The organism is Leptotrichia shahii, assembly GCF_008327825.1.
GTDB lineage: Bacteria > Fusobacteriota > Fusobacteriia > Fusobacteriales > Leptotrichiaceae > Leptotrichia > Leptotrichia shahii.
Genome location: NZ_AP019827.1, coordinates 703,630 through 723,187, shown reverse-complemented (window position 1 = coordinate 723,187; position 19,558 = coordinate 703,630). Strand labels below are relative to the sequence as shown.

Genomic DNA, 19,558 nt, shown 5'->3' with positions numbered 1-19,558 from the left:
CCCATTTATTTCATCATTTTTTTAGATTTACATCTGAAAATATTTTACTATTTCTAATATTTTATTTTCTATGATTTCATTCGTTTCATTTTTTCTATAATCTTCATCAAGCCGTGTACAAAGCATAGTTGCATATCCAAATAAAAAATACCATATTTTATTTACAACATTTTTAGCCTCTTCCTTTTCTAAATCAGGAAAACTTTCATGTAAATTTTCTTTTGTTAAAAGTTCATTAAGCGTCATTTCATAGAGTTTTTCAAATCTTTCAGTAGTATCAAGAAAAATTGTTCTAAATAATTCCTTTTCTTCTCTAGCAAAGATTACAAATCCAATAGCTCCACTTAAAATTTTTCTTTCTGAATAATTCCCATACAAATATTTTTTTAATTTTTCCTTGCACATATTTATAATTTCTTCCTTTAACTCATCTATTGTCCTAAAATTAAAGTAAATCGGTGCCGTGGAACATTTTAAATAATTTGCAATTTTTCTGACACTTACATTTTGAAAGCCTTTCTTTTTCATCAATTCATATCCAGCCTCAACCACTACTTCTTTTGTAAATTTTAGCTTAGGCATTATCTTCTCCTCTGATACTTATTTTATTTTTTCATAAATACAAAATTTCCAGCCATCATAATTTTCCTCTGTCAAAGTTACCCATTTTTCAAAATCTATCTCTGGAAAATAAGTATCTGCCTCATCATCAGAAAAATCAACATGGCTCATATAAATTCTTGTTATAATTCCAAGTTCAAGCGACTTTTTGTAAATTTCGCCTCCACCAATAATAAAAACTTCCTCTGGGAAATCTTTATACTTTTCGATAACCTTTTGAAAATCATCAAAAAATTCCAGCTTTGTAGTTTCATTTTCATATTTTTTTCTATCTTCACTTATTTTTTTTCCTATTTCTAAAAAATTTCTTGATAAAACAATATTCACACGATTAGGCAAAGGTTTTCCTATGCTTTCATAAGTATTTTTTCCCATAATAACCGTTTTCCCAGTAGTTATTTTCTTAAAATTTTTCAAATCTTCAGGAATATGCCACAAAAGCTGATTATTTTTTCCAATTTCATTATTTTTCCCAATAGCAACTATTAAGCTAAACATCAACATCACCTTTCTGCTGTATCTTATTTTTTATACTAAAACTGCACTAAAATCCAAGTAAAAATTTAATTTGATTTCCACTTGAGTTTTAAAGAAGTTTTAGTATAAATTTTTGGATTAAACCGCAACTTCAAATTTAATCACAGGATGACTTTCATAATCTTCCAGCACAATATCGTCAAATGCAAGTTCATTAAACGGCTTGTCTGCGATCTTAATTTTTGCAAGTTTTAATGGCTCTCTTGTCAATTGCTCCTTTAGCCCTTCAATATGATTTTCATAAATATGAGCATCAATTATTGTATGAGCAAATTCTCCAACTTCATACCCACATTCTTTTGCAATCATCATTGTAAGCAATGAGTAACAAGCTAGATTAAACGGTATCCCAAGTGCAATATCTCCGCTTCTTTGAGTCAAATGGCAGTTAAGTTTATTTCCAAGAACATTAAACGCAAAAGTATAATGACACGGTGGCAATTTACTAATTGTTGCATTTCCTGGATTCCAAGCTAAAACTATCATTCTTCTTCCGTTTTTGTGATTAGGATTTGTTTTCATTTCCTTCAGAGTGTCAATAATATACTGAATCTGGTCAAATACAAGCTGTCCATTTTCTTCTCTAGTTACCCAAGGATTATTTTCATCAGCAAAAACTTCTCCATCTAGCGAAATTTCAGGTACAGGATATCTTCTCCAGAATCTTCCATAAGCCGTTTCCAGCCTTCCTTCCTCATCTGCCCATGCATCCCATATTTTTGTCTTTTTTCGCAAGTTCTTAATATGCTCTTCTCCCGATAAATACCAGAACAACTCATGTAACATCGAGTTAAAATACATTTTTTTCGTTGTCAAAAGTGGATAACCTTTGCTCAAATCTACTTTATATGAATAAGCAAAAGTTGAAATTGTGTCAACTCCTGTCCTGTTTTCCTTTTTCACTCCATTGTCAAGTACATACTTAACCATATCCAGATATTGTTTCATTTTTAATATATCTCAAAATCACAAAAAACATCAATTTTAAGATTTTCCCTCCTTTAGTTTATATTTCATTATTTTTTTTACGAAATTATCCAAATAAAATAAACAAGTAAATATAGAATTAATTTCTAATAATGCTATATTTTCATTTATATTGCCAGAAAAATGTGCACTACTACATTTTCCCCTAATCTTTGCAGTTTCTAGCAATATTTTATTAACACTTTCTGAAATTTCATTATTAAAATTTTCACAATGAATTTTTATCTCTGATAATAAAGTTTCAAAATCTTTTTTATTGTCTTTTTTTACTTCTTTATTTAATTTAATTAAACTTTTTTGAATAAATTCTTCAAAACAAGTTCGAGCATTTGATACAGTATCCTTATATCTTTTTTGTTCTAGATGAAAAATCAAATCATTATATCCAGAAAGATATTTAAATTCACTAATATGAATTATATCTTGATTTTTATTTACTAATTTATATTCACCATTATTTTCTTGTATTCCCAAATTATATTTCAATAAAATATCAGAAAGAAAATTACGAAACTTTAATAATTCATTTTTTGTTAAATCTTTTGATTCATTTTTTAATATTTTATCAATTACTTTTTCAAAATACTCTAATTTTTTTAAAATCGACACTATTGATGAATATATATAATCTTTCAAACTTTTTTCAGTATAATAATACCAAAAAAATTTATTCCAATTTATATGCTTTACTCCCGCAGGAATCTCGATTTTTGATTTAGCTACTTGAGTATTTACAACATAAAAAATTCTTTCAAATTTTTGCACTTGTTCTTTTAACTGCTGTTGGTACATTGGATTCTTAACTAGAAAAGTATTATTTCTTAACAACTTAGAGTTACAATAATCTTTATAAAAAGTATCTATAAAAAGTTTATTTATATATTTAGATAATTTATTTATTTCATTTTCTGATAATGTCATATTTTTCCTTTCACTTTTTTAATATTCAAAATTATTTTGTCTTAAAGCCTCAAACAGCACCACCGCCACAGCATTCGACAAATTCAGTGAACGTCCAAGTGGAAGCATTGGAATCGTAATATTGCTTTCCTTGTATTTATTCAATATTTCTTCAGGTATTCCACGTGATTCAGGCCCAAACATTATATAATCGCTGTCATTAAATTTCACATCTGTATATCTCTGTTTTGTTTTTGTTGTTGCAAAATAGATTTTTGCATTGCTGTTTTCGATGTTTTCCTGCCAGAAGTGTTCCCAATTTTCCCACACGAAAAGTTGTACATCTTTCCAGTAGTCTAGTCCCGCACGTTTTATTTTCTTATCATCCAGTTCAAAACCGAGAGGTTTTATTAAATGCAGCTTTGTATTTGTTAAAACACAGGTTCTTCCTATATTTCCTGTATTTACATGTATTTCTGGATTTAATAGAACTATGTTCATTTTATCTACCATTCTTTCTATTTAAATTTTTTATATATAAACTTATTTTATTAATTTTTTATAATCTTCCAGTTTTATTCGGTTAGAAGTAATTTTACTCAATTTTTTTGTAATATTATCTCCCCTGTCAAAACTTCCAAACCCTATTTTAGAATTTATGTGAGTAATTGCGATGGCAAGGGCATCTGCAGCGTCATCAGGCTTTGGAATTTCATCTAACTTTAACATTAACTTTACCATTTCCTGAATTTGCTTTTTATCAGCTCTTCCATAACTTGCAATTCCCATTTTTACTTGAAGCGGTGTGTAACTGTATAAATTTAAATTATTCTTTTGTCCTGCTAAAGTTATTACTCCACGAGCCTGTCCTACTTTTATTACTGTTTTTTGATTTTTAAAGAAAAATAAATCTTCAATAGCCATATCTTCAGGTTTCCATAGCTTTATAATGTTTTCCAGTCCATCATAAATTTTTTCCAGCCTAATTGGCATATCTTCATCCTTATCTGTAAAAATACATCCATAGTCGAGTGGATTGTATTCACCATTTTCATAATCTACAACAGCATATCCCACTATCGCTGTCCCAGGATCTATCCCTAAAATTCTCATATTTTCTTTTATTTTCCTCTACTTCCTTATTTTTTTATTATATCACACCTAAAGGCTGTATGCAAGATATCCGTATATGCTATCCAAAATATTTTTCTATATAATTTTGAGTATAATCAATATAACTTTCCAAGTCAATATCCTCATAATTTTCAAATTCATTTACGCTTGTTTCAACATTTCTCACTTTATACAAGTTGTCATTAATATCTCCAAAACCATATTTTTCATAATATTTTTCATCTTTACGAATTACAGCTTTATATAATCCTGTTCTTGAGAAATATAACCGATATTTCCTAAATTTATCCAGCACTTCATTGCTTTCAAATTTCATTTTCCCATTTTCATCACAAGCATAAATATCTTCATAAACTGAAGCATACATAAAAAATATATCGGGGTTTTCTGAAAAAACTTCCCTTACTGCTGTTCCTATCTCTTTTTTTTCCCAAAAATATAATTTTAAAATTTCTGAAATCCATCTATGATTTTTTGGCATAATTAATTTACTGTAATGATATTCATTAATTCCTCTAACTTTATCTCCAACTTTATACAAGATTGAACTTTTATTTTTCAAAAATTTATCAACATTTTCTATTAAAAAAATCTCTTGATATTGATGATTTATCTTGTTTCTTATTTTCTTTAAAAGCTCATTAGTTACATTTGTTATAAAAATATCATTTTCTGATGCTCCCACCATTTCAATGCCTTCCCTCGCAAAGATTCTTTTTATCCTTTTTACAATGCTTGTTCTATACCTATTTAAAATATCCTTTGCAAATGACGATTTTAAAAGCAAATCTCTCGGTATTTTTTTTATTATATTTTTATCTATTTCAAGAAAAATTTTATTTTCAAGTAGCCATTTATACAAATGATCTTTTTTTATCGACAATTTATACACTTTTTTCTGAAGATAATTATCATAGTCATCTATTTTTACTCTTTTTGAGTAATTTATCCTAGTCTGACTAAAATTATCAGAATTCTTTTCCAAAAGCATAGTCACAAGTTTGTCATTACTGTAGTTTAAATATTTTATCTTTCTTTTAAGTTTCATATTATTGCTGTAATTGCCATTTGTAAGCATATTTAACAGGTTTTCCTTTTCATCCCAGTTACTTTCTTCTGAAATTATAAAATTATACATTTTTTCAGTTGCCAAAACATCTTGCAGGCAATAGTCAATTACTTTATCAACAGTTTTATCATATATATTTTTTTTTATTACATAATTAAAATTAGCAAAATCCTGCTCTTCAATATTATCTCCACAGTTAAACTCAAACCCTTTTACTCCAAGATTCAAGTTATATTCGTAAGCCAAGTCATACGAATTAAATTCGTGATTTTCACTTTTATACTCATTTTTTGGCATATTTCTTATTATTTTTATTTCACTATTTAATTTATTCCTATTTACATTTGAATTTCTGTATTTTAAAAGATCATTAATCACAATATCATCAAAACTATGTCCCGCATAGGAAATTAGCACATTTTTTGAAATAACTCCATATAAAAGTTTCTTTTGACGGTTAAAATTATCTGAATCAATAATCAATATTTTATCATCGTTTAACTTTTTTAATACAATACAAAAATAATTTGGAAAAACTTCGATATCAAATACATATTTATTTGACTTCTTCATATATTATTATCACCACTTCTCAATTCTGAAAGTTACAAAAAATATTTATCTCTTTTTAAATAAATCCTATCTCCCTTAATATTTACAATTTTTACAATTCCACGAAATTCCCGTTCATTTGTATCTCTATTTCTCACATAAATCTTAAATTTCTGATTTTCTTTAATGTTTTTTCTCATATTAACTTCTTTACTTATATTTTCAAATTTTTTAAATGTGTCAATAACTGTCATTCCATTTTTCAATTTTCCATATTTCTCATTGGAAACATTTATCCCAAAATAGTCAAGCACATATTCTATTTCCACAAAACACACTATTTCCCGAATTTTTTCAGCTCTGATTACAGCCTCACTTTTTGTAGCCCAAAACGATTCATTTTCCCTTTTAGCTTCCACTAATTCCTTCAATTTATCAATTTCAGCTTCAGCCTTTTCCAAATTAATCGCATCTTCAATTTCAAATCTTCCAATTTTAGTTCTCACAAGCCTTGTCATTGTAGCAAAAACTCCCAATTTTTCCCCAATATCGTAAACTAGAGAACGGATATAAGTTCCACTGCTGACTTTTACATAAAATGAAATTTTAATATTTTCATTATCTTTTGAATTTTTATTCGGTCGAACAATTTTTATTTTTCTAACTTCTGAAATTTGAACATTTCTTTCTGTTCTTTCAACTTCCACACCTTTTCTCGCCAAATCATAAAGTTTTTTCCCATCTACTTTTACTGCAGAATACATTGGAGGGATTTGTTTTATTTTTCCTTTAAAACTATTTACAGCTTTTATTATTTGGGCATTGCTTATATTTATTTCAGCTTCATATCTTTCAATAATCGTCCCTTCCAGATCATAAGTATCAGTTTTGTATCCAAGTTCCATTTCAACATAATATTCCTTTTCCTTTTTCATCAGGTCATCAGAAAATTTTGTAGCATCATTAATCATAACAATCATAAGCCCTTCAGCCATCGGATCTAATGTCCCCGCATGCCCAACTTTTTTAGCCTTGATTTTTCTTTTTAGCTCATTAATTGCCGCAAACGAGCTTATTCCTTTACTTTTATTCAGTAGAATAAGTCCGTCCTTTGTGAAATTTTTTTCCATCTTTTTCCCTTTCTACAATTATTATAATTTATTTACATTATTGGCGAAATTAACTTGAATACAGAATTTCTCAGTTGTTTTCTAAAAGTCACCTTCTTCAATCTTGCCTCATCAAACTTTTCACACACTTCCAAGTCTTTTCCAAACTGCTCTTTCAAATCCCTGCTGATTTCCTCATTGTAAAATACCGAATTTACTTCATAATTTATCTCAAAACTTCTCATATCAAAATTACACGTTCCCATTGTAGATATTTTTTCATCCACTATTACATTTTTACTGTGCAAAAATCCTGCCTTATATCTAAAAATTTCAATTCCAGCCTCTATCAATTCTGCAAAATAAGTTTCTGCAATCCAGTATGGCATCTTTTTATCAGGTACTCCTGTAAGCATTATTTTTATTTTTACCCCAGAAAGAGACGCCATTTTCAGCTGAGAAACTAAATCTGTATCAGGCACAAAATATGGACTTTGAATTAAAATTTCCTTTTTTGCAGTCGCAATCATTTTAGAATACAAATATTTCAAAGTCGTCCATTCTGTGTCAGGTCCACTTGAAGAAACCTGCATCAGATATTCAATCTTTTCCTGCTTGTCAATTGGCTTTTGCCCTTCCAATTCGTGAACCGCTTCACCCTTTATATCTTCACCAAAACTGTATTTGCCGCCACTATTTAGCCAATCTGTTACAAAGATTGCAAGATATTGCCCAATTATTTCCCCAGTAATTCTAATATTCGTATCTCTCCAGCTTTCAAACCGCTTTCCACCGTCTATATATTCCTGCCCCACATTCATTCCGCCAGTATGTACTACTTCATTGTCAATCAAGGCTATTTTACGATGATTCCGATAATTCATCTTGGAAATGAAAAATTTTACGTCTAAGAACCATCTTATTTCAATTCCAGCACTTCTAAGTTCCTTTTTATATTTTCTCGGCAATTTCCACGTCCCTACTCCATCAAAAAGCAGTTTTATCTTAACCCCTTCCTGTGCCTTTTTTATAAGTACATTTTTTATTCTTTCACCTAATTCATCAGCTTTCCAAATAAAATACTCCATATAAATCGTATTTTTCGCATTTTCAATATCTTCCAAAATAGAGTCAAAAGCCTCTTTCCCGCTGTAAAACAGCTTGTAGGAATCATTATTAGTCAAAAAAGTCCCTTCAGCACTGTAAAGCATTTTTACAATTTCTCTTTGCTGGGCAGGAAGTCCAATATTTGTTATCATCGTATCAATTTGATCCTGAATTTTTTCCTTAATTTCAGTTTTTGACATTTTATTGGCATTTTCATCTATATTTTTTAGCCGATTATAATAAAAAAAGTCCTGTGACCTGAAAATATCGGATACATCCCGCTGCATAAAGTTAAAAAGTTTTGAAAACAGCTTTCTTTCTTCGCCTTTCATCTTTTTTGAAATTATCTTATTTCTTCTCCAATTAATTCCAAATAAAAGATACAAAACTGCTCCACCAACTGGAAATGTAAAAATCGTAAAAATCCAAGCAAGCATCGCATTTGGCGACTTATCTGACAGCAGCACCGCCACCGCTAAAATAATAATAATCAAATAATGTATCCTCTCAAACGGAATTATCCAAGTTGAAATAATTATAGCCAATCCATGCATTATAATTTCCTCTCTATTATTTATTGTATTTATTAAACTAATATAAATTTTATTTTTCTATTTATACTCTATAATTTTATCATTTTTAACAAAGATTTTCAATCATTCTATTTCGATGAATACAAAAAATTTAATATTATACTCAAACTTGTCCAAAATTAAACTATTAAAAAATCACATAGACTTAGAGATTAAGTAAAATAGTCATAGTTTTTGAGTTTGGATTTAAATCAGTTTTACTATGATATTGAACTTTATTCAAAAAATAAAAACACAGCTTACAAATTCGATAATCTTACTTATCTAATCTGCTAACCGTGTTTTTAAATTCAGTTAAAATTCTTATATTCTATTTTTTAGAACTATCTTTTTGTACAAGATTTTTCAATACCGTTAGATCCTCTATACATAGCCTCTTTTCCGCCTTTGAAAAATTCAATATTTCCATTTTTAGAAACATATCTTGATCCACTACCTGACACTGCAACATTTAAGTTATAAACTTTTCCTTCTTTTGTTGTTAATCTTGCAGTTTTTGTTGTTGGATAGGCAACTGTTATTTTTTCAGAACCGCAAGTGTATGATTCTGAAGCAACTTTTCTAACAGTTGTTTTTTTAGCAACTCGAGCTTTTTTTGTTTTTGCTGCTGCAGCAAAGCTCATTCCACCAATTAATGTCATTACAGATAATACAAACATAGATTTTTTCAATATTGTCATCTTTACCATCTCTTTTCTTCAAAATTTTGTAAATTTACTTAAATTTACTGTAATAGAATATACCACTTTAAACTGTTAAAATCCTTATAAATTTCCATTAATTTATAATAGAATTATGGTAAAATTACATTATTTTAATAATTTTCAGGAAATAAAATTCTTTCCACACCTTCAATTATAATATGCAAAACTATCATATGAACTTCCTGAATCCTGTCTGATGTTTTACCAGGTATTATAAATTCATAATCACATTCTCCCTTCAATTTCCCACCATCTTTTCCAAGCAATGCCACAGTTTTCAGATTTTTTTCTTTTGCCATTTTTACAGCCTCAATCACATTTTTAGAATTTCCCGAAGTTGAAATTCCAAAGAAAAAGTCCCCTTCCTGTCCAAATGCCTCCACACCTTTTGCAAATATAAAATCAAATCCATAATCATTTCCAACACAAGTAATATGTGAGGAATCACTAATACTTATAGATGGCAATGCTTTTCTGTCCCTTCTAAATCTCCCTGTAAATTCTTCTGCAAAATGCATCGCATCACAGTTACTTCCACCATTTCCAGCAATTAGTGATTTTTTCCCATTTTTATAAGCCAATGCCAATTCCTGTGAAATTTTTTCTGTTTTTTCAATATTTTCCTCATTTTCTACAAATGCCTTTACAGTTTCAAAGGCAGTCAAATACGAATTTCTAATACTTTCCTTTAGCATAATTTCCCTCCATATAAAAAATATTTATTTAATAGATATGTTCGATAACCTAAACTTTTTTATCTATACAAGGGGTCAAGACCCCTTGCTTCAAGATATTTATTTTATTAAATTCTAAGTTTGTATAGTTATCGAACAGGTCTAATATAAATTATTATTTATTTTTTACTGAAAATAAATCAGGCGTAATTTTATAATTTTTTACAAATTTTACAAACTTTGAAATCCCTGATTTTTCTCCATTTTCACGAATATAGGCAATCTGAAATTTATCCTCAGATTTTTCAAAGTTATGAATAACTTTTAATGCACCTTTTTCAATTTCTTCATAAACGCTATAATATGGAAGAACTGCAAATCCAAGCCCACTTTTTATAAAATTTTTCATAGTTTCAATACTTCCGTTTATTACAATACGATTTTCTAAATTAAATCCAATTATTTTTTCAAACAAATCAAGATATTTACTTGTTAAAAGCGTATCCCGTTTTAACAGCTGCATCCCCTTCAATTCCTTGTAATCTGATATTTCCCTTCCTGCTACAACAACAAATGGATATTCTTCCGTTTCAATTACCTTTATTTCCTTATCCTCAATAAAATATTCCTCCATTAAGGCAATATCAACTGTTCCTTCCTTCAAATGCCTTACAAGCGATTCTCGATTCTTAATATACAAATCAAATTCAATTTCAGGATTATTTTTCTTAAATTCTACCATAATCCTCGGCAATACAGGCTCACCAATATTATGAGTCGCTCCTATGCAAATTTTTCCCTTGCCATAATGCGAGATTTTCTCCATTTCCTTTTCTACCCGCAAAATTTTATCAAAAACATCCTTTGACATCCGATAAAGTTCTTTTCCTGCAAAAGTGAGCCTAAAATTTTTAGAATTTCTTTCAATAAGCTGGATTCCCAATTTTGTTTCCAGTTTTTTTATTTGTATTGACACCGCAGATTGACTTATAAATAAATTTTTTGCAGCTTTAGTAAAACTTTTTTCCTTGCATGCCTCAAAGAAAATTTTTAAATGATGTACATCCACACTTATTTTTCTCCAATCATATATTTTTTATACCATACTCAAACCTTAAAATCAAACTTATAAAATTACATAATCTTAGAGTTTAAATAAAGCAGCTATAACTTTTAAATTCGATTTTAAAATAATTTTACTACATTATAACATTTTTATTCTGTGAATGTAAATATCAAAATTCTATTACTGCATTTAAGAGCTTTCTCGAATAATCTTTTTTTATATTTTTTAAATTTTCTATATCAGAAATTTCCTCTTCAATTTTTCCATCTTTAAAAAATATGACACTATCACAAATATAAGTTATTGTCAACAAGTCATGTGTTACAAAAATATACGACAAATTATACTCTTTCTTCAATTCTTGCAGTAAATCCAGTATTTCCACCTGCGTTGAAACATCCAGCGAACTCACAGCCTCATCCAGCATAATAAATTTAGGTCTTGTTGCAATCGCCCTTGCTATACACACTCTTTGAAGCTGTCCTCCGCTTAGTTCATTGGGAAATCTCTGTAAAAATTCTTCAGAAAGCCCTACAGATTCTATCAATTTTTTTAATTCTTCCTGTATTTCATCTTTTTTTAGCCGAGATTCAATTGTTAATGGCTCGGCGATAATTTCAGCAACAGAAAATTTTGGATTTACAGAAGATACATAATTTTGAAAAACAATGCTTATTTCTCTTTTGAGATATTTATTCTTCTTTACATGAATATTTTTTCCTTCAAATTCAACGATTCCATTATCAGCATTTTCAATTCCAGTCAAAATCCTTCCAAGCGTACTTTTTCCGCTCCCGCTTTCTCCAATAATTCCAAGACATTTTCCTTTTTTTAGTGAAAACGAAACATCGTTTAACACATTCTTTACTGATTTTTTCAAAAATTTCTTTTCAGTATAACTTTTAGTAATATTTGACACTTTTAACAAAATATTATTTTCACTACTCATCTTTTCTTCTTCCATCAATTATTTATTCTCACTTTCATTAAACACCTTAATCAGCCACTTCCTTAAATTTTTTCATCAAAGCCCGTCTTGTTTCAATTAAAAAATTAGTATGTTCATGTTTATAATTATTTATAATTTCTGAAGTTGTACCTCTTTCTACAATTTTTCCATTTTGCATTACAATCAGATTGTCTGCCAAATATGATAAAATTCCCAAATCATGCGTTACAAAAAGAATTGATGCATTTATCTCATTTTTTAATATTTTAAATTCCTCGATAATATCCTTTTGGTTAAGTGAATCAATGGCTGTCGTCGGCTCATCGGCTATGATTAATTTTGGCTTTAGTGCGATGGCTATTGCAATCATAATTCTTTGGAGCATTCCGCCGCTCAATTCATGCGGATACTTTTTCAAAATACTGTCAATATCCTTTAGCCTCATCTTTTCAAGCGACTCCTTTGCCAAATTTACTGCTTCCTGCTGTGAAAAATTCTTATGTTCCAGAAAAGTTTCAATCATCTGATTTTCTATTGTGTATAATGGATCAAATGAAGTCATCGGATTTTGCAAAATCATGCAGATTTCCTTTCCACGAATTTTTCTCATTTCTTCTTCCTTACATTCAAGCAGATTTTTTCCATTAAAAATAATTTTCCCTTTTACATCAAAATTTTTATTCAGAATATTTAAAATTGATTTGCACGTAACACTTTTTCCACTTCCACTTTCCCCAAGAATTCCAAGACAAGTATTTTCTTCCATTGAAAAGCTGATATTTTTTATTATTTCCTTGTTACTTTCTCTTAACTTTATTTCCAGATTTTTTACTTCCAATATTTTCATTTTATGCCTAAACTCCTTTATTTATTATCCTTAAAACTGTCCCCTAACAAATTAAAAGCTGCAACTGTAATTACAATAGCAAGTCCAGGAGCAATCATTTGTTCAGGTTTCGTACCGATTACATTTTTTGCCTCATTAAGCATTGCTCCCCATTCGGGTGTCGGTGCCTGTACTCCCAGTCCTAAGAATGATAATGTTGAGATGCTTAAAATCAACCATCCCATATCTAGCGTTATTAGCACGATTAATTCCGGCATTATCATTGGGATAATATGTTTTCTGAAAATATAAAATGTTCTTGCTCCTATTGTTTTTGAAAAAAGTATGTAATTTCTGTCGCTTTGACGAATTACATTTCCACGAATCATTCTTGCATACCACATCCATTTTACAGCAATATTCGCAATAATAACATTTTTTATTCCTATTCCTAAAGCTCCAATTATGGCTAAAATCATAACTTGACTCGGAAACGACATCATCACATCACAAAATCTCATAAGCACTTCATCCACAATTCCTCGAAAATAACCTGCAAACAATCCAACAGCAAGTCCAATCAGAATAGTTGGAATCATTGTAACAATAGAAAGCAGTAAAGTCGTTCTCACACCATAAATAAGCCTTGTAAACGTATCACGTCCCATATAATCAGTTCCTAGCAAATGCTCAAATGATGGACTTTTAAATTTCTGAGTAATACTTCCTTCAAGCGGGTTGTATGTAGAAACAAATGGGGCAAAAATTCCCATAAGTATGATTAATGCAAGAATAATTAAACATACTAGTGCCACTTTGTCTTTTAATACTTTTTTCAACATCTAAGCCTCCGTTTCTGCAAGCCTTGGATCAATATAGCAGTTCACAATATCCACCAGTAAATTACATCCAACAAACAAAATTCCCATAAGCAGTATATAAGCCTGAATTACTGGATAATCACGTCCAAATATCGCCTGTACACAAAGTCTTCCAATTCCAGGCAGCACAAATATATTTTCAATTATAAAAGTTCCTGCAACCAGTTTTACAATACTCATTCCAAGTGCATTTAATGAAGAATGGATTGAATTTTTGAGAGCATGCTTAAAAATAATTGATTTTTTTGAAAGTCCTCTCACCTTTGCATAATAAATATGGTCTTCTTCCAAAGTTTCTATCATATTTGTCCGAATTAATCGGATATATGTCGAAATATAGCTCATACTAAGCGCAAATGAAGGTAAAATATATCCTAAAAGTGAATCTGCCCCGCTTATTGGAAATATATTTAATTTCAAGGCAAAAATTGATAATAAAATTAATGATAGCCAGTAATCTGGAACAGCAGTTCCAAAAAACACAATGATTCTCGTAATTCTGTCAAAAGAGCTATTCTTGTTAACAGCACAAAGCACTCCAATCGGAATGCTTATGCTCAGTATCATAACAAGTGAAATCCCAGCCAATTTCAATGTAACTGGTAAAGTTCTCGCAATCTCATCTGCAACTTTCCTATTCGTATTCACATAAGAAATTCCAAAATCAAAATGCAGACTTTTCCAAAGCCAGTCAAAATATCTCAATAAAAATGGTCTATTTAATCCCAATAATTCACGCATTCTGTGAATATCTGCATCCGTTGGAGTAATATCATTTACACGCAGAGCCACTTCTGCTGGATCTGATGGAATTAAATTTATAAGACAAAATGCAATAAAAGTAATTCCAATAATTAAAGGAATTGATATTAAAATTCTTTTTATTATGTATTTTTTCATTTCTTAATTTCCTTCTTATTTCAAGTTCATTGAATAATATGGCACTTCATACAGTGATGTACCAAATTTAACACCTTTTACTCTGTCATTAAAGATTACTCTGTTTGTTTCATAAGTAACTGGAATATAAACAGCTTCATCTTGCAATGTCGTCAATACGTATTTAAACAGTTCGGCTCTTTCAGATTCACTTGTTGTTTTTAACCCTTTCAAAATTGAATCATCAATCTGTGCCTTTTGAGATAATCCTTGCTGTGCCGCATAATCTCCATAAACAGGTTTTCTCATACCTCCTAGGAATGATTGCGGATCATAAGGTACTCCCCATGAAATATTGAATACGATATCAAAATCACCTTTTTTCATTCTATCTCTGTAAGACTGCTCTTCTTCCCCAGCCGTTTTTAATTCTACTCCAATTTTAGCCAGCTGTTGTGCAAAATACTCTGAAATTGCCTTTTCACTTACACTGTCAGCATTATAATTTAATGTAATTATTAAAGGCTTTCCATTTTTTTGTCTTTTTCCATCAGCTCCTGCAGTCCATCCTGCCGCATCTAGCAATTTTTTAGCTTCGTCTAATGAATAATTGTAAACTGGAACATTAATATTTGCATAAGGCACTGTTTTCGCAAGAATTGTATCTGCAGGTGTTTCAGTTCCTTCAAAGATTCCTTCAGAAATTTCTTTTTTATTCAATACATGCTGTAAAGCCTTACGTACATTCTTATCAGCCAATGCACCTTTTGTTGTATTCACAAGCATCATTCTTGTTGCTACAGGTTCAGACATCATAGCCGAGAATCCTTTTTTATCTTTAAATTTCTTAAATGTTTCACTATCAATCATATCACGTCCAAACACAATATCAATATCCCCTTTTTCAAGTGCCAAAGCTCTTGTTTGCTCTTCAGGAATGACTTTCACACGGATTCTCTTAATTTTTGGCTTTGTTCCCCAATACTTATCATTCACTTCAAAAACAGCTTCTTCATCAGTTTTATTTGATTTTAGCACATAAGGTCCTGTTCCAACATATTTATCTACTCCATTTTTTGTACTTTTCCCATTTTTCATAGCTTTGGGTGAAATAAATCTGAATGGACGTATTGAACCAAGTTCAATTAGCATTGGATAATATGGTTCCTTCAATTTTATTTTAAATGTATAGTCATCAGGCGTTTCAAATCCATCAAAAAGTCGTACACTTTCAAGCCATCCATGTCTATCCTTATTTTCCATAATTGCATCAAAGTTAGCTTTTACAGCCTTTGCATCAAATTTTTCTGCATCAGAGAATACTACATTTTTTCTCAGATGAAACGTATATTCACGTCCATCCTTTGAAATTTCCCATTTTTCAGCAAGCTGCGGTGCAATGCTTCCATCCTTGTTAATTGTTACAAGCCCTTCATATAAAATATTCTGTGCATACAGCTCCCCAGCATAATTATGCGGATTCAAGTCACGAATATCCCTGAAATTAGCTGCTATAATCTCGTCCTTGCTGGCATTTTTTCTGACATTTCCTCCACAAGACAGCACAAACAATAAAATTCCTGTCAACAATAATAAAAATTTAAAATTTTTCTTTTTTTTCATTTTAGAATATATCCTCCTATAATCAAATATTTTTATATCAAAAATATTATATCATTATTTATTTTGATAATCAAATTATTTTTATAAAAATTTTTAAATCAAATAAAAAATTATAGAAAAATCAAATATTTAGTGATAAAATATATCTATTAGTATAATTTTAGGAGGAAAAAATGGTAGAACAATTATTTAAGGAATTATCTTTATTAGAAGAAGTTGAGGCAATCGCATTGGGAGGTTCACGAGCGGGAGCAAATTATGATGAAAAGTCAGACTATGATGTATACCTTTATGTAACTTCACCAGTTAGTGAAGAAAAAAGAAAAAATATTCTACAAAAATTCTGCAGCTATATGGAAATTGGAAATAGCTTTTGGGAATATGAAGACAACTGTGTTTTAAACAATGGAATTGAAATTGACATTTTATATCGGGATATGGAAGACTTTATGAAAGGTATTCAAAGGGTAGTCGTTGAATGTCAGCCGAGCAATTCCTACACAACTTGCATGTGGCATAATTTAATTACATGCAAAATTTTATACGACAAAAATGGAAAACTTGAAAAATATAAAAATAAATATTCAATACCTTATCCAAAACAGCTAAGAGAAAATATCATAAAAAGACAACTGGAATTAATTGATTCTTCAATGCCAGCATACCCAAAACAAATAAAAAAAGCAATTTTAAGAAAAGACTTTGTAAGCATAAATCATAGAATAACAGAATTTTTAGCCTCTTATTTCGACTTATTATTCGCAATAAATGAAATAACACATCCAGGTGAAAAACGATTAGTTCAGCTTTGTAAAAAACAATGTAAAATTTTACCTAAAAATTTTGAAGAAAACTTAAATTTATTATTTTCATATATGTATTTGGAAGAAAAAAATATTTTTTTTATGGAAACTCTTGAACAAATTGTTGATAATATAAAAAAAATCATATAAAATAATTGACTAACAGAAAAATATATGCTTAAATTCATATATATTTTTACAACTCGGAGGAAAACTATGAAAAAACCTATTATTGGAATCTCAAGTAATATACTTGGACTGGAAAAAGGGCTATTTGCTGGATATAAACGATCTTATGTGGATGTTTCCTATATTAATGCCGTCATAAATGCTGGTGGAGTGCCACATATTCTACCTTTGAATGAGCACGAAGACATCATTGAGGAATTTGTAAAAAGTGTGGATGGAATAATTTTAACTGGGGGAAATGATGTTTTTCCGCTTCTTTACGGGGAAGAGCCAAAAGAGAAACTAGGAGAAATTTTTCCAGAACGTGATAAATTTGACTCACTTCTTATCCGTTATGCAATTACCTATGAAAAGCCAATCTTCGGAATTTGCCGTGGAATGCAGATAATTAATGTTGAATGTGGCGGATCACTTTACCAAGATCTTTCTTATGATGAAAATGTTAAAATAAAGCATTTTCAAAAGGCTAGAGCCCATACTCCAACTCATTCTATTTCTGTAGCAACCAACTGCTTTTTAAGCGACATTTATCCTGAAGGGATTGGATTTATAAACAGTTACCATCACCAAACGATAAACCAGCTAGCACCAGGATTTTCTACAATTGCAAAAAGTACAGATGGAGTAATTGAAGCAATTGAAAATATTTCAAATAAAACTTTTATCATTGGAGTCCAATGGCATCCAGAAATGATGGCAATTAATGATGAACTTGCACAAAAATTATTTAAAAAATTCATAAATGAAGTAAGTTTAAGAAAAAAAGATTAATTTACGATTTTTTTATAAAATTAAGAAAAGACTGCTTTACAAAATTGTTTTTATAAAACAGTCCTTTTTTTATTATTATATTAATTTAAATTAAATATATGATTTTAAATTCTATTATTCAGGCTAATAATATTAGTTTTTATTTTTTCTCAAATATTCATGAATAGCCTTCGCAGCATTTCTACCTTCACTAATTGCCCAAACAACAAGTGATTGCCCTCGTCTTACATCTCCTGCGGCAAAATATTTTGGAGCAGAAGTTTTAAAGTCGATGACATTTGCACTAACATTTCCACGCCCGTCCAATTCAACTTTTGAGTTTTCTAAAAGTCCTTCAAAATATGGATGTAAAAATCCGATTGCTAAAAAGACAAAGTCAACTTTCATTATTTCTTCAGAGCCTTCAACTTCCCTAAATCCAAGTCTTCCATCTTCATTTACAAAACTTTCAACTTTTGCAATTTTTACTCCACAAAGATTGCCGTTTTCATCTTTTACAAATTCTTTTGTTGTAATATTCCATTCCCTTGGGTCATTTCCGTAAACTTCTGTCGCTTCCTTGTGAGAAGTCGAAGTTTTTAGATACATTGGGAATTGTGGCCAAGGATTTTTTGATGTACGAGTTTCAGATGGCTTATTTAAAATTTCAATTTGTTTTACACTGGCAGCACCTTGTCTTACAGAAGTTCCAACACAGTCAGAACCAGTATCTCCACCACCAATTACAAGCACATTTTTATCTTTTACATCAATTTCTTCGTTATACAAAGGAATATTATTTACTTTTCTGTTTTGCTGAGTCAAAAAGTCCATTGCAAGATAAACGCCTTTTGCTTCTCTTCCTCTAATATTTAAATCTCTAGCTTGTTTTGATCCGCAAGACATAAGAATTATGTCAAACTCTTTTTCCAGTTCTTTGTTGGAAATATCTTTTCCAGCTTCAGTGTTGTAAATAAATTTAACACCTTCTTCTTCCATAAGTTTTACTCTTCTGTCAATTATTTTCTTATCAAGCTTAAAATCAGGAATTCCAAGTGCAAGTAATCCACCAGCTCTCTCATTTTTTTCATAGACTGTCACATTGTAGCCAAATCTGTTTAAAGTTTGAGCGGCAGCCAGTCCAGATGGTCCGCTTCCAATTACTGCAATTTTTTTGTCAAATCTTTTTTTAGGAGTTTTTGGTTTTACCCATCCGTTTTTCCAACCTTTTTCAATAAGGGCAAGTTCAATATTTTTAGTAGTTACAGGCTTGTCATTTTTTCCTAAAGTACAGCTTCCTTCACAAAGTGCTGGACAAATCCGCCCAGTAAATTCAGGAAATGGATTTGTTGACAAAAGTAAGTCCAAAGCCTTTTTCCATTCTCCATTATAGACTAAATCCTGCCATTCAGGACAGTGGTTGTCAACTGGACAGGCCCAATGGCAAAAAGGAACTCCGCAGTCCATACATCTAGCCGCCTGTGTTTCTATGTATTCATCATTTAAAGGGATGTCAATTTCATTAAAATCTTTAATTCTGTCAGAAATTTCCCTAATTTTTTTCTCTTCTCTATGTATTTCTAAAAATCCACCTAGTTTTCCCAT

20 protein-coding genes are annotated in these 19,558 nt (G+C 29.9%); 2 read left to right on the top strand and 18 right to left on the bottom strand.

Going from position 1 to position 19,558, the window contains the following annotated elements; translation table 11 throughout:
* Positions 1–27: 27 nt before the first annotated feature.
* From F1564_RS03285 to nikA, 17 genes are all read right to left on the bottom strand, one after another.
* Positions 28–582, bottom strand: a complete 555-nt coding sequence (locus F1564_RS03285) for a TetR/AcrR family transcriptional regulator (protein WP_018450379.1) — start codon at positions 580–582, stop codon at positions 28–30.
* 18 nt (positions 583–600) lie between these two features.
* Complete coding sequence (locus F1564_RS03280; RefSeq protein WP_018450380.1) at positions 601–1,119, bottom strand: dihydrofolate reductase; 519 nt, start codon at positions 1,117–1,119, stop codon at positions 601–603.
* A 117-nt stretch (positions 1,120–1,236) separates the two neighbouring features.
* Positions 1,237–2,106: a thymidylate synthase gene (gene thyA, locus F1564_RS03275; protein WP_018450381.1), complete on the bottom strand. Its 870-nt coding sequence runs from the start codon at positions 2,104–2,106 to the stop codon at positions 1,237–1,239.
* Positions 2,107–2,142: 36 nt separating this feature from the next.
* Positions 2,143–3,066 carry a hypothetical protein gene (locus F1564_RS03270; protein ID WP_018450382.1) on the bottom strand — a complete coding sequence of 308 codons (924 nt, stop codon included), beginning with the start codon at positions 3,064–3,066 and terminating at the stop codon, positions 2,143–2,145.
* A gap of 18 nt (positions 3,067–3,084) precedes the next feature.
* A complete protein-coding gene (locus tag F1564_RS03265; RefSeq protein WP_018450383.1) occupies positions 3,085–3,546 on the bottom strand; it encodes a tRNA (cytidine(34)-2'-O)-methyltransferase in 462 nt (153 codons plus the stop codon).
* Between the two features lie 42 nt (positions 3,547–3,588).
* On the bottom strand, positions 3,589–4,158 hold the full coding sequence (gene ruvC / locus F1564_RS03260) for a crossover junction endodeoxyribonuclease RuvC (protein ID WP_018450384.1): 570 nt from the start codon (positions 4,156–4,158) through the stop codon (positions 3,589–3,591).
* Between the two features lie 79 nt (positions 4,159–4,237).
* Positions 4,238–5,821, bottom strand: a complete 1,584-nt coding sequence (locus F1564_RS03255; RefSeq protein ID WP_018450385.1) for a hypothetical protein — start codon at positions 5,819–5,821, stop codon at positions 4,238–4,240.
* A 32-nt stretch (positions 5,822–5,853) separates the two neighbouring features.
* Entirely contained in the window at positions 5,854–6,930 is a 1,077-nt protein-coding gene (truB, locus tag F1564_RS03250; protein WP_018450386.1) for a tRNA pseudouridine(55) synthase TruB, read from the bottom strand.
* Positions 6,931–6,962: 32 nt separating this feature from the next.
* A complete protein-coding gene (gene cls, locus F1564_RS03245; protein ID WP_018450387.1) occupies positions 6,963–8,570 on the bottom strand; it encodes a cardiolipin synthase in 1,608 nt (535 codons plus the stop codon).
* A 362-nt stretch (positions 8,571–8,932) separates the two neighbouring features.
* A complete protein-coding gene (locus tag F1564_RS03240; RefSeq protein WP_018450388.1) occupies positions 8,933–9,289 on the bottom strand; it encodes an MliC family protein in 357 nt (118 codons plus the stop codon).
* Between the two features lie 134 nt (positions 9,290–9,423).
* Positions 9,424–10,008, bottom strand: a complete 585-nt coding sequence (gene gmhA / locus F1564_RS03235; protein WP_018450389.1) for a D-sedoheptulose 7-phosphate isomerase — start codon at positions 10,006–10,008, stop codon at positions 9,424–9,426.
* 154 nt (positions 10,009–10,162) lie between these two features.
* A complete protein-coding gene (locus F1564_RS03230; RefSeq protein WP_018450390.1) occupies positions 10,163–11,056 on the bottom strand; it encodes a LysR family transcriptional regulator in 894 nt (297 codons plus the stop codon).
* A 166-nt stretch (positions 11,057–11,222) separates the two neighbouring features.
* Positions 11,223–12,002 (bottom strand): ABC transporter ATP-binding protein, encoded by a 780-nt coding sequence (locus tag F1564_RS03225; protein ID WP_018450391.1) that lies wholly within the window; start codon positions 12,000–12,002, stop codon positions 11,223–11,225.
* Between the two features lie 46 nt (positions 12,003–12,048).
* The gene (locus tag F1564_RS03220) at positions 12,049–12,849 is read right to left on the bottom strand and encodes an ABC transporter ATP-binding protein (RefSeq protein WP_018450392.1); all 801 of its coding nucleotides are present in this window, start codon (positions 12,847–12,849) and stop codon (positions 12,049–12,051) included.
* A 17-nt stretch (positions 12,850–12,866) separates the two neighbouring features.
* Positions 12,867–13,670, bottom strand: coding sequence for a nickel/cobalt ABC transporter permease (opp1C, locus tag F1564_RS03215; protein WP_018450393.1), 804 nt, complete (start codon positions 13,668–13,670; stop codon positions 12,867–12,869).
* The gene (gene opp1B, locus F1564_RS03210; protein WP_018450394.1) at positions 13,671–14,609 is read right to left on the bottom strand and encodes a nickel/cobalt ABC transporter permease; all 939 of its coding nucleotides are present in this window, start codon (positions 14,607–14,609) and stop codon (positions 13,671–13,673) included.
* A gap of 15 nt (positions 14,610–14,624) precedes the next feature.
* Positions 14,625–16,211 (bottom strand): nickel ABC transporter substrate-binding protein, encoded by a 1,587-nt coding sequence (nikA, locus tag F1564_RS03205; protein WP_018450395.1) that lies wholly within the window; start codon positions 16,209–16,211, stop codon positions 14,625–14,627.
* Positions 16,212–16,384: 173 nt separating this feature from the next.
* On the opposite strand from nikA, the gene F1564_RS03200 reads away from it, so the two are divergent.
* The gene (locus F1564_RS03200) at positions 16,385–17,164 is read left to right on the top strand and encodes a nucleotidyltransferase domain-containing protein (protein ID WP_018450396.1); all 780 of its coding nucleotides are present in this window, start codon (positions 16,385–16,387) and stop codon (positions 17,162–17,164) included.
* A 66-nt stretch (positions 17,165–17,230) separates the two neighbouring features.
* A complete protein-coding gene (locus F1564_RS03195) occupies positions 17,231–17,974 on the top strand; it encodes a gamma-glutamyl-gamma-aminobutyrate hydrolase family protein (protein ID WP_018450397.1) in 744 nt (247 codons plus the stop codon).
* A 132-nt stretch (positions 17,975–18,106) separates the two neighbouring features.
* Here the strand turns inward: F1564_RS03195 and F1564_RS03190 are convergent, their stop codons facing one another.
* On the bottom strand, positions 18,107–19,558 hold the full coding sequence (locus F1564_RS03190; protein WP_018450398.1) for a glutamate synthase subunit beta: 1,452 nt from the start codon (positions 19,556–19,558) through the stop codon (positions 18,107–18,109).